The sequence below is a fragment of the Paenibacillus sp. DMB20 genome, assembly GCF_000987955.1.
Classification (GTDB): Bacteria; Bacillota; Bacilli; order Paenibacillales; family Paenibacillaceae; genus Paenibacillus_AQ.
The window spans coordinates 205,883-220,979 of the sequence record NZ_LAZU01000036.1; the positions used below are offsets into that span (position 1 = coordinate 205,883).

The window sequence follows — 15,097 nt, forward strand, 5'->3', positions numbered from 1 at the left end:
CTGTATAATGACCGTTTTATGGCCCAGGGCTACAATAAGGGTGTCAGGTACGGCATAACTTTCGAGATGTGATATAATTCACAAAAATTACGGATACAAACGTTCCCCCGCTTTTTTAATATCAGTGTAGCATTCAAGATCGTTGATCTACAAGCCGGAGAAGATTGGAGCAACCTGTCTCGAAGGGGAGAGGATGCCTGACAAGACAAGCGCCGCGGCGGAACCGGATCCCATCGATGAAGGAGGAAATCAAACGAAGTATTCCGAGCTTATGTGCAGCAAAGACAACCCTTATGCCAGTTTTGCCATCTCCGGCGACGAAGTATTCATCAAGAGGCTAAGGGAACGGGGCTTTCGCGGAACTATTCACAGTATCTTCGATCGAACGGTAAACATAAAATGTGATTTCACCCGCGATTTGTATACGGTTGCAAGCCGTAAAACGGATAATGCTCCTCATACGATCGTGGCGGATATCGACAGCTGCGCCGGAAGGGGACTTGCCATTGGCGACCCGGTTATATTGACGGATGGTCAACTTCTACTTGGTCCCAAGCTGGCTGTTTCAGTGGAACAAGCTGCGGTTTGGCGCTGTGCATTGCCCGCCTATCCTACTGCGGATGAGCCGCTGAGATCCAATTTGGCCGAGGCCGTAAAGGAGATCGGAAGCCGCGGAAGAGGCGGCGGCACGATCCGCTCGGCCGATGCCGGGAGCATTGAAATCGAAACGGCAAGATTGTTGAACGAACGTACGGCGGACCTTCTTCGGGAGCTGTCCCAAGTCCGTATGGAGAAAGCCTTTTCTTATGCAATTCGACTAATCGGACTTGGACCCGGTTTGACTCCGTCCGGCGACGATTTTTTGACGGGATTGTTTGCGGCGATGAATCTGCCGAAGAGCCCGCTGTATTCACGGCGTTTCTGGTGCCGGGATGTCGAGGCTGCGGCAGCCTCGATGACGAACGAGATCAGCTGCATGGCCATGAAAAAGGCAGCGATCGGCCAAGTCAGGGAATCCATCGTTGATCTTGCGCATTCCCTGATCCATGGCAGCAGGGACGGGATGCTTTCCAGCCTTTCCGCGGTTTTGGATATCGGGTCCTCATCCGGAAGCGATATCGCCCTCGGACTGGCGAAAGGGCTGGAGCTTAACTTAAAACTCAGCAGGAGGTAAGATATGTCGACCAAAGTAGTCATTAAGAAAAACACGTATTTCGATTCGGTTTCCCTCATGTCGCTATCGACGAAAGCGAACCAGATCGCCGGCGTCGAGCAGGCTTTTATCGCCATGGGAACGCAAATGAACAAAGAAGTCCTGGAAAATGTCGGTCTGATGACCGAGGAGCTTGCGGAAGCCAAAAACAGCGATTTAATGATCGTCATCAAAACGGAGTCTCCCGAGGCTGCCGAAAGCGCTTATGAAAGCATTGAACAGCTGTTTGCCAAAAAAGACAGCGGCTTGGGCGGAGGCGAACTCCAATTTCCAACCATCGATTCGGCGGTTCAGCATCTCCCGTCAGCCAATCTGGCCGTGATTTCGGTCAACGGTGCTTTTGCGGCCAGAGAGGCCAGAAAAGCGCTGGAACATGATCTCCACGTCATGATGTTTAGCGATAACGTAAGCGTGGAGGAGGAGATTGAGCTTAAGACGCTGGCTCATGAACGCGGATTGCTCATGATGGGACCCGATTGCGGAACCGCAATCATTGGAAATGTGGGTTTATGCTTTGCCAATAAGGTTCGGAAAGGGAGTATCGGCATTGTCGGCGCTTCCGGTACGGGAAGCCAGGAGATCAGCGTCCGCATTCACGATTTCGGCGGCGGCGTCTCCCAACTGATCGGCACGGGCGGCAGGGACCTGAGCGAAAAGGTCGGCGGCATCATGATGCTGGACGCCATGAGAGCGCTTAACCATGACGAAGCGACCAAGGTGATCGTCCTGATTTCGAAACCTCCGGCCAAAAGCGTGGAACAAAAGGTGCTGGCCGAAATTCAAAACATGAGCAAGCCTGTCGTGGTCTGCTTTATCGGCGGCTCCGAAGAAGCGGTTGTGAACGCGGGCGGACATTTTGCCAAAACAACCAAGGAAGCCGCGCTGAAAGCCGTCATCCTATCCGGCGTGGATGAGAGCAAGATCGACAAGCATCCTTTGAACTTGCCGCTCATCGAGGAAGTAAAGGCGAAATTGAAGCCGGAGCAAAAATATATCCGCGGCCTGTTCTGCGGCGGCACGCTCTGCGACGAGGCCATGTATCTTGCCATGGAGAAATACGGCGATGTGTACAGCAACATTCCGAAAGATCCCGAATATAAGCTTGCCGATATCCATGTCAGCCAGGCACACACCTTCATCGATTTCGGGGACGACGAATTTACGAACGGCAAGCCGCACCCGATGATCGACCCTTCCACGCGGATTGCCAGATTCAAGGAGGAAGCGAAAGATCCTTCGGTCGGCGTGATTCTGATGGACTTCGTGCTCGGTTACGGGGCACATGAAGACCCTGTAGGGGTTATGCTCCCGGCGATCATCGAAGCCAAGAAAGAGGCTGCGCAGGAAGGACGGCATCTTGAAATCGTGGGTTACGTCCTGGGAACCGACTTGGATTCTCCGTCGGTCGAGGAGCAGCTCTCCAAGCTGGTTTCGGCCGGGGTAACTTATGCCAGCAGCAGCACGAACGCCGGTCTTCTTTCCCGGGGTTTTGTAGAGAAGGGAGTTTGACATGAACAAAATCAACGAACTATTCAAGAGCAATCTTCACGTTATCAACGTCGGCCTGGAAATGTTCAAAGAGGATATTCTGAAGCAGAAGGGCAGCGTTGCCCATCTCGAATGGAGGCCTCCGGGCGGCGGAAAGCCCGAGCTGATTTCGGCTCTGGACCGGCTTGAAAAACCGGAAATACTCGAGAAGATCGAAGCCGCCAACAAGCTTGCCGTAGAGCGGATCGTCAATTCGCAGCCGGTCTTGATCGGATTCGATCAGGCGATCAATGTCGTGCCTGGCATGACCAAAACGACGATACTCCATGCGGGACCTCCGATAACCTGGGATCGCATGAGCGGGCCGATGAAAGGGGCGGTGACCGGCGCGCTGGTCTTTGAAGGCTTGGCGAAGGATTTGGAAGAAGCCGAAGCGCTGGCTGCGTCGGGCGAAATTACATTTTCTCCATGCCACGAGCATAATTGCGTAGGCTCCATGGCCGGCGTCACCTCGGCTTCGATGTTCATGCATATCGTCGAGAACCGGACTTACGGCAACATTGCCTACACCAACCTGAGCGAGCAGCTGTCCAAAATCTTGCGGATGGGTGCGAACGACGAAACGGTTATCGCCCGCCTTAACTGGATGCGGGATGTGCTCGGGCCGATGCTGCGCGAGGCGATGAGACATTCCGAGAACGGCATCGATCTGCGGCTGATGCTCTCGCAGGCGCTTCATATGGGAGACGAATGCCATAACCGAAACAATGCCGGCACGACGCTGCTGATACAGGCACTGACGCCGTTGATTTTAAAGACCGGTTTTACGACCGAGCAAAAAATCGAGGTATTCGAATTCGTGGCCAGCAGCGATTATTTCTCGGGTCCGACCTGGATGGCGCTCTGCAAATGCGCGCTTGATGCGGCGCACGGCATCGAGCACAGCACGATTGTCACCACGATGGCCCGCAACGGGGTGGAGTTCGGCATCCGCGTCAGCGGCATGCCGGGGAACACCTGGTTTACGGGGCCGGCCCAGAAAGTAATCGGCCCGATGTTTGCCGGGTACAAACCCGAAGATGCGGGACTGGATATCGGAGACAGCGCGATTACCGAGACCTACGGGATCGGCGGATTCGCAATGGCTACGGCCCCCGCAATCGTTGCGCTTGTAGGCGGCACCGTGGATGAAGCGATGAACTATTCGGTCAAAATGAAGGAAATTACGACAGCGGAAAATCCGAATGTCACGATCCCGTTGTTGAATTTCAGCGGCATTCCTACGGGGATCGACATCCGCAAGGTGGCTCAAACCGGCATTCTGCCGGTCATCAATACCGCCATCGCGCACAAGGCCCCCGGCATCGGAATGATCGGGGCCGGCATCACGCACCCTCCTGTCGATTGCTTCGAAAAAGCTCTGCTTGCCTTAAGCGAAAATATCCAATAATCGAAGACATCCATCCGGCAGTTCCCCTGCCGGAGGATCCTTATTCCGGAACTGCATTGCTAACGAGCTGAGGAGGAAATGGAATGGATCAAGCATTAAAGAAAATGTTATGGAAAAAAGGAGATTGGGCTGCATTTTTCGGTTTGCTGGCCAACAATTTGACTAATTTGCTGACCATGGTCTCGCTGTTGATCTTCGTGGTAGGGTTCCCGGAGGATATGGTGTACGGAAGAGTGGTTCCCGCATTCGGTCTGGCTATCTTCATTGCGAGCATAGCTTACGGCTGGTTCGGTTATCAGCTCGCTAAAAAAACCGGTCGAACCGATATTACCGCTCTGCCGTCAGGCCCAAGCGCCCCCTCCATTTTTACCGTAACCTTCCTGGTATTGATACCTGTTTTCAGAGAAACGAACAATGCGGAATTCGCCCTGCAAATCGGCCTGGTATGGTGTTTCTTCGAGGCGATGATCCTTGTCGTCGGCTCTTTCCTGGGCGATCTTCTCAGAAGGCTGATACCGAGAACCGTACTCTTGTCCTGTTTGTCCGGACTCGGCTTGCTGCTTCTCGCCATGAACCCGATGCTGCAATCCTTTGAAACGCCGATCGTCGCTTTTGTGGTCCTGGTCATTATCTTCATTAACTGGTTCGGAAAATCGCCGATATTCAAAAAAATTCCGACAGGTTTCCTGCTGTTGTTCGCAGGCACGCTGCTGGCGTGGGTGTTCGGGCTGCAAAATCCGGAAGCGATTTCGACGGCGCTCGGAACGTTGGGATTCAACCCGCCGGAAGTGCATATTACGAGCCTGCTTCAAGGAATTCCCCACGCGCTTCCTTACTTGGCATCGGCGATTCCGCTTGGACTTGCCAACTATATTTTCGACTTGGAAAATATCGAGAGCGCGCATGCCGCAGGCGATAATTACAATACCCGCAAAGTCATGATGACCAATGGCATCGCTTCCAGCATCGGGGCATTTACCGGAAATCCGTTCCCCGTGACCGTATATATCGGACATGCCGGATGGAAATCCATCGGTGCGGGATTGGGTTATACGATCGCATCGGGATTTGCCATGCTGATCATCAGCCTGTTTGGCATCGGGGCGCTGCTACTGTCAATCATTCCGGTTGTGGCGATCGTGCCGATACTGGTTTACGTCGGGGTGGTCACCGCCAACCAGGTCGTCCGGGAAACGCCAAAACCGGAGGTGCCCGTTATCTTTATCACCTTGTTCCCGTGGATTGCCAACTGGGCTTTGACGCTCGCCAATAATATATTCAATGCGGCCGGAACCTCGACCTCCAAAGTAGGAATCGACCTGCTCTTAAGCAAGGGCGTTTACTATAACGGCTTAATGCACCTTGGCAACGGGGCACCGCTGAGCAGTTTGATTTGGGGATCGATTACGATTTTCGCCATCCTCAACAAGCCGCTTCGGGCCGCAACTTTCGCGGTGATCGCGGCCGGACTGTCTTTATTGGGCATCATCCATGCGCCTACCGTAGGCTTTGCCCAACCATCGCTAATGCCGTTCGTTTATGCCTACCTGATGGTAGCCGCGCTGTTTGTCTATAAGCACTTTGCCGATCTTCGGGATCCGGCCCATAAATTGCAACCGCAAGATACTCCGGCAGCCAACGAAGCCAAGTCATGATCCGAAACCATCAATGAAAGGGAGGCAATCCATGAATACTCAGAACCTGAATGAACAACTCATCTTGGCCTCCGAGCGCGGAGATTTGGACGCCGCCGAACGGCTTTTGAACGATGGGGCCGATGTTCTTTATCAAGATGCCGGCGGCCGCACGGCGTTAATGGCGGCCGTTCAAAAAAACGATGCCGCTCTCGCTGCCAGGCTGATCGAAGCGGGCAGTGACGTTAACGCCAGAGACATCACGATGCTGACTCCTTACTTGTGCGCCGGTGCCAACGGATTCCATGAAATTCTGTCGCTGACGATTGCGGCGGGCGCGGACATCGGCAGCGTCAACCGGTTTGGGGGAACGGCTCTGCTGCCTTCCAGCGAAAAAGGGTACCTGAGAACCGTTCAGGTCTGCCTGGAGGCAGGAGTGGCAGTCAACCATGTCAACAACCTGGGGTGGTCCGCGCTTTTGGAAGCGGTTATCCTCGGTAACGGGGGACGACTGTACTCCGATATCATCGAGCTGTTGGTGAATGCCGGAGCCGATATCCATTTGACGGATCATGACGGCAAATCATCCCTGCAGCATGCGGAGGAGAGAGGCCAAAGCAAAGTCGTTCATATTCTCAAGAAAGAGAATCCGCCCGAACATCCGGCGATTCGAAGCGCGAAAGCGGCGTCCAGGGCCGGGGAGTTTGAACAAGCCCTTTACGCCATGGAGCAGGCGCTCCAGGAGGGCGGCGGCCCAACGGAAGAGTTCTTGTATTATAAAGGTTATTTCCTTGGCGAGCTCGGCAGATATGAAGAGGCGCTTGCGGCTTACCGGGATGCGTTGAAACACAAGCCGGACGATCTTGATTTCTATTTCTATACGGCAAACGCTTTGCGGATGATGAAACGGCCGGAGGAAGCCCTGGCGGAATATGACAAGGCCATTGAACTCGCACCGGGCGAGACCTTCCACCTGTATCATAAGTCCAATTACCTCAGGGAGCTGGGAAGGCACGAAGAAGCGGTGGCCGCCATGGATCGGCTTTTGGCACAGCAGCCCGGCCGCTATGATTATTCGTTCCATAAAGCGAACAGTTTAAGATCGCTGGGAAGTCACCGGGAAGCGGTAGAGGCAATCGAAAACGCGATCGCCCACGATCCTTCCAATCCGTTATATCATTATCATCAGGGCCAGTCCCTTAACCTGCTTGGGGAACATGAGGGGGCTGTCGGAGCGATTGACAGGGCCATCGGCTTGAACTCTTCGAATGCGGATTTTTACTGCGAGAAGGCAAGCTCCTTGCTGGCCCTCCAACAGACCGAAGAAGCCAGGACGCTGATCGAACACGCGCTTTCCATTAGCACTTCGAACGGCAGAGCCTGCCGAATGGGACGGGAATTGGGCATCTCTTCGATCGGTTCGGGAGGTCCGCAATGAATAAAAAATTCGTGGTTGTAGCCATCGGCGGAAATTCGCTCGTAAAAGACAACGGCCGTGATTCCATTCGCGATCAATATGAGGCGGTGTGCGAAATCGCTACCAATATTGCCGATATGGTGCAGGAAGGCGTTGACGTGGTTGTGACCCACGGCAACGGGCCGCAGGTCGGATTCGAGTTGAGAAGAAGCGAGGTTGCCTCGGAAGTTGCCGGAATGAATGCCGTACCGCTGGTGAATTGCGTGGCGGATACCCAAGGCGGCATCGGATATCTGATTCAACAGGCCCTGACGAACGAGTTCATCAAGAGGGGCATATCCAAAAAAGTTGCGACGGTAATCACCCAAGTCGAAGTCAGCAAGGAAGACCCGAACTTCGGGGCGCCGTCCAAGCCGGTCGGCTCCTTCTATACCGCAGAGCAAGCCGAAGAGATGAAACAGGCCAATCCGGAATGGGTGCTCGTAGAGGATTCGGGACGCGGATACCGCAGGGTCGTTCCCTCGCCCCAACCGATCGATATCGTCGAGAAGGACGCAATCAAGTCGCTCATTCAGACCGGTTATGTGGTCATCGCCGTCGGCGGCGGCGGCATTCCCGTCATTAAAACGGAAAACAACACCTATGAGGGCATCGACGCCGTCATCGACAAGGATTTTGCCACCAGTCTGCTGGCGGAACAGGTTGACGCCGAGGCACTTATTATCACGACAGGCGTACCCCGGGTGTTCGTGAATTTCGGCACGCCGGAGCAGAAGGCTCTGGAAGAAGTATCGGCGGACGAAATCCGGACATACGCCGATCAGGGTCATTTCCCTAAGGGAAGCATGCTGCCGAAAATTGAAGCAAGCCTTAATTTTCTGAATAAACCGGGCAGAAAAGTCATTATCACGAATCCGGAAAGCCTGAAAGAAGCAATCCATAAACAAGCCGGCACTCATATCATCAACTAGATAGAACGAAAAGCTCTCCTCTCAAAATGCAGGAGAGCTTTTTTTCATCTGTTCGAGCAGTTTAATCGTACTGCCAACCGTTTCCGATTCTCTGTTTGTCTTGCGGGTTTCCTGTATTGCTAAACCTTGGTGGCCCGGCAAATGTCCCAGGCGATTCGGAATAGAGAGGCGGCAATCCCGTGGATCCGATAAATTATAAACCGTCCCGTTTTCCGAGGGATAACGGCATTTCTTTAACGCCCCTGACGATCATGCCGGGTCTCCATTCCAGTTCGTCCATCGTCCCGAGCAGTTCAAACTGCGGAAACCTTTTAAGCAGGGTATTGATCGCGATTTCGCCTTCCAACCGGGCGAGCGGTGCGCCCAGGCACAAATGTATCCCTTTTCCAAAGGCCAAATGCGGGCTCTTCTCCCGCGTAATATCGAAAACATCAGGGTCGCTGAACTGTTCGGGATCGCGGTTCGCGGAATCCAGCGCAACAATGACCAGATCCCCTCTGTTCATCCGGTGTCCCCGGAACTCCAAATCTTCACCCGCCCACCGGGAAGTGCTGAATTCGACGGGGCCGTTATAGCGCAGCATCTCCTCGATGGCTCCATGTATAAGCTCCGGCTGCTGCTGAAGGAGCTTGCGCTGCCCGGGATGCTCGAGCAGTGCGAGGACTCCGTTGCCGATCAGATTTACCGTCGTTTCATGTCCGGCAATGATCATAAGCGTAACCACGCCGTACAATTCCTGCTCCGTTAACCGGTCGCCCTGCTCCTCGGCAATGACGAGCTGGCTGATCATATCGTCGCCCGGATTTTGCCGGACCTGTGCAAACCAATCTTTCAAATATTGAAGGAACTCGTTCATATGCCGATAAACCTCTTCATCCGTTTCCTGGTTGGAAGCCCCAATAATGGAGTTTGACCAGACTCTGAATTTATCGCGGTCTTCATGCGGGACGCCGAGAATCTCGCTGATTACGATAATCGGGAGGGGAAAGGCATAGTCGTCGATGAGATTCATGGTCTCTTTTTCCGAAACGGCATCCAGGAGTTTATCCGCAATGTCTTGAATATGATCTCTCATGTCGGCAATCCTTTGCGGGGTAAAGCCTTTTTGAACGAGTCCGCGCAGACGCTTATGATCCGGGGGATCGGAAAACAGCATATTGCTCGTGAATGCGTCGCTTTGTTCCGGACCATGGATTTTTTTGATGTCTTTAACAAAACGAGGATCCTTCAATACGGCAACGGCATCCTCATAGCTGCTGACAAGCCAGCCGTACTGGCCGTCAGGGAACATGAGCTTCAGCATCGGGTCGCTTTTTCTCAGTTTCTCGTAAACCGGATAGGGGTTTTGAGTAAAGGATTCGGTAAACAGCAAACCTTCAGGGGATTCATTCATGTTCAACATTCCGATCTCCTCTCGAAAATAAAAATGAATGCAACTCAATTATAGGGCATTGTACCAGCCATAACCAAATGTACCGCCATAAGGATAGAATAAAGCACGCAAAATGACTATTTTCCTATTCGGATTGCCGGTTTTTCTACCGATAAAAAGATATGCTTTCGAAATGAACATCAGGAGGGACAAGAATCGTGAAAAAAACAGCCATTTTCATCGCTAGCCTGGCGCTCGTACTCTGCACAACCGCCGGGGCAGTCTCAGCCAAACCGGGTGACATGCCCGCTGCCGCAGCCGAAAAGGCGAAGCCGGAGAAAGAGCCTAGGGCCGAAGAAGCCCAAAACAAAGAAGACAAAGCGGAGAAAGAAGACAAAGGAGTCAAAGAGGACAAAGAAGTCAAAGAAGTTAAAATTGAAGACAAAAGCGTCGAGGATTCCAAGTCATTAAAAACCGAAAGTCAGGAGACTGATTCCGGAGAACCGAGCGAACCAAGTGAACCGACCGAGTCCAAAAACAAGGGCCCCCAAGGCTATAAAGGCCTGCTTCATGCCATTGAAAACGTAAAGGACAAACCGGCCGGCGCCGTGCTTGCGGACATTCTTCTCTCTAAATATGAGGCACAGTTGACCGATGAGCAGAAAAAAGAACTCCAAGCCATCGTGGAAAAGGACAAGGCGCTTGAAGCCGCAGCCAAAATGCTTGAGGACAAGGGGAACGTTACGGATGCCGTATACGTTCAGGAAGAAGCCATAAAAGCCAACTTTAAAAACCTGGATCTGTACAAAACGATGGACAAGCTCCAAGCCAAAGCCGGCAAAAATAACGGCATTAAGCTTTATGTCAATGGCGAGGCGCAAGACGCTGAACCCCTCCTCAAAAAAGGGAATACCTTTGTTCCGTTCCGTGCCATCGCGGAATCCTTGAAGGCCGAGGTAACCTGGAACCCGGAAGAACGTTCGATCATCGTCAAGAAGGACGGAGTAACCCTTAAACTGGTCGTGAACAGCAAGACGGCGACGGTTGACGGCAAAAAGGTGCCTTTGGACGCGCCTGTCACCGTTACCAAGGGCAGCACTTATGTTCCGGTCCGATTCATCAGCGAGGCACTGGATGCGACAGTGAAATGGGAGCCGGAGAGTCAAACCGTTGTTGTCTATGAGGAAGAGCAAAAATAGAGAAATGCGCCTAAAGCCCGGCATCTCTTGCACGGGCTTTTTTTGTTGTTCCCGAATCGCGGTTGGCGGCCTTTTTCTGCGATTTTCGCCAAGAATACCCATAAATCGGGCCGCTTGCTTAATAATTTTATGAATAGAGAAACTATTTTCACAGATTCGCGTTTAATACTATGACCATATTGGAAAAATAAAACTAGAATCAGAAGGAGTTACGTAATGAAACTTAAGAAACTATCGATTGTCACAGTACTAGCTGCAACCCAGATTGCAACGGCCATGCCGGCGGGAGCGGAGGCAATTAACACGGAACTTCCGCCAGGGACGGTTACACAGGATGTTTATGATCCCAACGCTACGATGCCCGCCGACGATTCCCTTGAGGGAGTTCCTGGAACCAACACTTCCATAAGCCCTAATCAGCTTATTTTTTACTTTAACAGCACAAAGATTGAACACGGGGGCAAAACCTACAACGCTCCACAGCCGATGCAAGTGAAAAAAGGGGTATCTTACGTGCCGATCCGTACACTGGTTGACCGTGTAGGGCTCAAGGTCACTTACGATAAGAAGACGAAAGAGACCGTCATCCAAAAAGGGAGCACGGAGCTTCGATTTAAAACGGGCAGCAGCAATTATAAAGTCAACGGCGTCACCAAAGCATGAAAGGCACTTCTTACCAGGAGAAAAACACCTTCATGGTTCCGTTAACGGCGATCACGCAAGCATTGAACATCCCATATGAAGCGGATAACGTCGGCAAACGGGTAATTATGAACCTGGTAATCAAACCGACGGCCAAATTCTCGGTGGAACCCAAGGTCATTTATGCGGGCGAAACCATGGTTACCTACAAGACGGAAGCTTCATCCTCTCAAGGCCTGGAGATCGTTGACGAGAAATGGGAAGGAAGGGAAGAGGTTTTTGCCGCTCCGGGCGAATACATAATCAGCTATTCCGTGCAGGATGCAAGCGGCGCTTGGAGCGATCCGTATACGCAAACCATTCAAGTGCTTCAACCCAATTTGCCTCCTGTAGCCATGTTCACTACAGACAAGACGGAATATAAAATGGGCGAATTCATCACGTATACGGACCAGAGCACCGATGATGGGGGAATCAAAACCGTGCAGTGGGAAAACAAGGCCTTTGCCTTTTTCGCGCCGGGTCCCCAAACGATCAAGCTGACCGTAACCGATAATAAAGGACTTAGCTCGACGTACGAAACGACCATCAACATTACGAATGATACGCTGTATTCGAAAGATGACTTCAATAAATTGTTTATACCGGAAGGGGAAAAATTTGAGTTTAACGGGACGGAGGTCTCTTCCCGGGCCAAAATCAACTATACTTATACCGACGAACCAAGCACGTTGATCCGCAGCAACAGCCCGGAAACGGTCAACAGCGAAGGCGTCGTGTACCGTGAGACGGCCGAAGGCAACATGAGATTTATGATTCACCACGTAAACAATCTCAACAAAAACGTGAAAATGTACGTTGTGGCAACGAATACGAACGCTTCACTGGCAACCTTGAGAACAGACAATTTGGGTTTTGCAGGTCCTTCGCCCATTGCGACGGCAGCCGGTAAAAAGTCGGTTCTTTATTATTTCGAATCGATGTTGGACGGTTCCAAACAATCCACCACTACCCTTCAGCCCGGCGAGAGCAAGCTGGTTATGACGGAGCTTAGCAAAGTAAAAATGAAGCAGGGAGACGTTATTTCCCTGTTTTCGGATATGCACAGCGACTATCCGATCCAATTCGACGTCATTATGATCGACGAGAATTCCGATCCATTGACGGTGTGGGACGAGCTGCCGCTTCTGGATTGGGACGGAATACACAACCGGGGAACATACCCGAATTCGACCCGCGTGATCCAGTACAGCGATCAGGTAGGAGGAACGCCGCAGAAACTTACCCTCGGCGATAACTCCGATGATCCGAACTTGGACGGCATGGACCCGATGTATAACGAAACCGTTTCGAATGCAGGGAACTTCGGGGTTCTGTATAAAATTCAGCTTGAGCGTGTAGCGCCCAATACACTAATCTCTTTCAATCCACGCGGCGGTAAATATTCCGGCTACGCGTCGGTGAATGGAAAGATTGTTCCTATCTATTCCAACGGTCAGGTCAAAGCGCCGGATGAACAAGCCGTGCTGTACCGTACAGGCGACTACGAACAAAAAGTCGAAATTATGCTCACGGCCGCTCCGGGAAGCAATCTTCCCTTCAACCTGCTGTTTACGCCTATGCCTAATAAACTTAACTAAGCGATTTTGAAGGTCCCTCTAAGCGATGACAAAGCCCGTATGGATATGCGGGCTTTGTTAGGCTTCGGGGGAACTTTTTAAAATTTCAAGGATGTCACCGTTTCGTTTTTTTACGTCAACAGGAATACAGTCATCATGAATTGCCTCCTTCACCGTGTTGTTCTTTCGGGAGCCACGGTTTTTTTGTGCCTAGCAACAGGTGTATACGGAAGTAAAAACAGGTATATAGCCTGCGCAAGACACCGTTACCTATAATGGGGGTAGAAAGCTAAACATGATCATATCAATCACGAAATGGGAGGGTCAGACGTGCAAAAATTTCGCAAAATGGGATTGGTTCTTACGCTCGTCTTAAGTCTTGGAGTATCGGCCTGCAGCAGCAAGCCGGCGGAAACGGAGCAGCCGGCGGAAAAAACGGCAGAACAGCCGGCGGGTTCAACGGATGGAGTATTGGAAATTTCCACTGTCCGTGCGCAGGATCCGTATTTAAAGTTTGACGAGGGAGAAAATTTCGACAAGAACGCCGTGTATGATGCCTACGAGAAAGACACCGGTGTGAAGATCATCAATAAGTGGGTCGTGGACGGAAACGTGAACGGTCCCCAATTCCAAGAAAAGCTGAAGATGGCGATTGCCACGGATGATTTGCCCGATTTCTTCCCGGCTACTCCGACTCAAGTCCAGCAGTTGATTGAAGCAGACATGATTCAGGACCTTACGGAAGTTTACGAAAAGCATGCTACAGATGAAACGAAGGAGTTCATGATGAGAGACGGCGGCCTCCAGATGAAGTCAGGTACGTTTGACGGAAAATTGATGGCCATCCCGGAGACGGGCAACCCGATTGTGCCGCAATTCGTATGGGTGCGCTCCGATTGGATGAAGAAGCTGAATCTGCCTGAGCCGAAGACGATGCAAGACCTGATGAAAATCATGGAAACGTTTGCGGCGAAGGATCCTGGCGGAACAGGCAAAGCCTACGGTCTGGCCATCAATAAGAAATTCAATGATGGCGCACTAGGGCTTGTTGGTTTTATGAATGGCTATCACGCTTACCTGAATCAATGGATGGATGATGGCAACGGCGGCCTGATGTTCAGCGACATTCAGCCAGAGATGAAAGAAGCCCTGCGCGCCTTGCAGGATATGTTCAAGAAAGGGCTGATCGATCCGGAATTTGCCGTCAAGGATATGATGAAAGCGTCAGAGTTAGTCTTTAACGGACAAATCGGCGTGCTTTACGGCGCGGAATGGACGCCCGCCCATTTGGCTCAAGCTGCAGTGAAGGACGGCAAGGTTGTACAGGAGTGGAGCGTATATCGCCTTCCTTCGGTTGACGGTACGGAAGCTTCCACGCAGATTGAGTTGGGAACGGAAAAGTATAATGTCGTATCCAAGAAAGCAAAGCATCCAGAGGCTATGATTAAACTGCTGAACCAATGGATTGCCATTGATAATCACCCGACAGAAGAGCAAAAAGTCTATGGATTCGGTAAGGGCCTTAAAGAAAAAGGCAATAACTATTGGCAGCTTAGCCCGGTCATGGCGTTCAACCAGGCAAGCGATAACGGTTCCGTGCTTCCAAAGGCGATCGAGACAAAGGATGAAAGCTTGCTGAAAACGAAAGACCAAAAAACACGTTATAGCCGCGCGATGAAATACGTGAACGGCGAAGACATTTCAATGTGGTGGGAAATGCTCATTTCCGGGCCGAACGGAGCGGTATCTCACGTTCCATATTTAAAAGAACACAAGTTGTTTCATCAGAACAAATTTTATGGAGCGCCAACCCCTACCATGGTTGAGAAAAAAGAACTCTTGGAGCGCAAGCGCGACGAGATATTCATGAAGATCATCATGAACCAGGTGTCCATCGATGAATTCGATAAGTACGTTGCCGATTGGAAGAAACTCGGCGGAGACGACATGACCAAAGAAGTCAACGAATGGTATGCGAATAATAAATAAGCTTTTTGAAGAAAAGGGCCAGTTGAGGTTAGACAGCAATTAACCGATTACGGGGGATCGGACGCATATCCGTCCCCCCTTTTTTTCCAATTTGACATCAAGC

The 15,097-nt window shown here is 51.6% G+C and carries 9 protein-coding genes and 1 pseudogene; 9 read left to right on the forward strand and 1 reads right to left on the reverse strand.

From position 1 onward, the window contains the following. The first annotated feature begins 193 nt into the window (after positions 1–193). The 6 genes from XI25_RS20010 to arcC all read left to right on the forward strand — a co-directional run bounded on the left by XI25_RS20010 (position 194) and on the right by arcC (position 8,173). Positions 194–1,174 (forward strand): DUF2877 domain-containing protein, encoded by a 981-nt coding sequence (locus XI25_RS20010; protein ID WP_052759688.1) that lies wholly within the window; start codon positions 194–196, stop codon positions 1,172–1,174. A 3-nt stretch (positions 1,175–1,177) separates the two neighbouring features. Then, positions 1,178–2,722: an acyl-CoA synthetase FdrA gene (gene fdrA / locus XI25_RS20015; RefSeq protein WP_046679911.1), complete on the forward strand. Its 1,545-nt coding sequence runs from the start codon at positions 1,178–1,180 to the stop codon at positions 2,720–2,722. A 1-nt stretch (position 2,723) separates the two neighbouring features. Then, a complete protein-coding gene (locus XI25_RS20020; RefSeq protein ID WP_046679912.1) occupies positions 2,724–4,151 on the forward strand; it encodes a DUF1116 domain-containing protein in 1,428 nt (475 codons plus the stop codon). Positions 4,152–4,234: 83 nt separating this feature from the next. Then, positions 4,235–5,806 (forward strand): xanthine permease, encoded by a 1,572-nt coding sequence (locus tag XI25_RS20025; protein WP_046679913.1) that lies wholly within the window; start codon positions 4,235–4,237, stop codon positions 5,804–5,806. Between the two features lie 31 nt (positions 5,807–5,837). Beyond that, a complete protein-coding gene (locus XI25_RS32365) occupies positions 5,838–7,223 on the forward strand; it encodes a tetratricopeptide repeat protein (RefSeq protein WP_082112443.1) in 1,386 nt (461 codons plus the stop codon). After that, entirely contained in the window at positions 7,220–8,173 is a 954-nt protein-coding gene (gene arcC, locus XI25_RS20035) for a carbamate kinase (protein WP_046679914.1), read from the forward strand. Before XI25_RS32365 ends, arcC begins: the two co-directional genes overlap by 4 nt. Positions 8,174–8,366: 193 nt before the next feature. Here arcC and XI25_RS20040 read toward each other — a convergent pair whose 3' ends face one another. After that, positions 8,367–9,572 carry a cytochrome P450 family protein gene (locus XI25_RS20040; RefSeq protein ID WP_046680001.1) on the reverse strand — a complete coding sequence of 402 codons (1,206 nt, stop codon included), beginning with the start codon at positions 9,570–9,572 and terminating at the stop codon, positions 8,367–8,369. A gap of 191 nt (positions 9,573–9,763) precedes the next feature. On the opposite strand from XI25_RS20040, the gene XI25_RS20045 reads away from it, so the two are divergent. The 3 genes and pseudogenes from XI25_RS20045 to XI25_RS20055 all read left to right on the forward strand — a co-directional run bounded on the left by XI25_RS20045 (position 9,764) and on the right by XI25_RS20055 (position 14,994). Next, entirely contained in the window at positions 9,764–10,744 is a 981-nt protein-coding gene (locus XI25_RS20045; RefSeq protein WP_046679915.1) for a copper amine oxidase N-terminal domain-containing protein, read from the forward strand. 216 nt (positions 10,745–10,960) lie between these two features. Next, positions 10,961–13,026: pseudogene (locus XI25_RS20050) on the forward strand (copper amine oxidase N-terminal domain-containing protein). 294 nt (positions 13,027–13,320) lie between these two features. Beyond that, positions 13,321–14,994: an extracellular solute-binding protein gene (locus tag XI25_RS20055; RefSeq protein ID WP_046679916.1), complete on the forward strand. Its 1,674-nt coding sequence runs from the start codon at positions 13,321–13,323 to the stop codon at positions 14,992–14,994. Positions 14,995–15,097 lie beyond the last annotated feature (103 nt).

What these genes read in the sequence shown, in the direction of transcription:
- XI25_RS20055 (WP_046679916.1), top strand. Translation starts at nt 13,321, where the DNA reads ATGGGAGGGTCAGACGTGCAAAAATTTCGCAAAATGGGATTGGTTCTT.
- XI25_RS20010 (WP_052759688.1), top strand. Translation starts at nt 194, where the DNA reads ATGCCTGACAAGACAAGCGCCGCGGCGGAACCGGATCCCATCGATGAA.
- XI25_RS32365 (WP_082112443.1), top strand. Translation starts at nt 5,838, where the DNA reads ATGAATACTCAGAACCTGAATGAACAACTCATCTTGGCCTCCGAGCGC.
- XI25_RS20025 (WP_046679913.1), top strand. Translation starts at nt 4,235, where the DNA reads ATGGATCAAGCATTAAAGAAAATGTTATGGAAAAAAGGAGATTGGGCT.
- fdrA (WP_046679911.1), top strand. Translation starts at nt 1,178, where the DNA reads ATGTCGACCAAAGTAGTCATTAAGAAAAACACGTATTTCGATTCGGTT.
- arcC (WP_046679914.1), top strand. Translation starts at nt 7,220, where the DNA reads ATGAATAAAAAATTCGTGGTTGTAGCCATCGGCGGAAATTCGCTCGTA.
- XI25_RS20020 (WP_046679912.1), top strand. Translation starts at nt 2,724, where the DNA reads ATGAACAAAATCAACGAACTATTCAAGAGCAATCTTCACGTTATCAAC.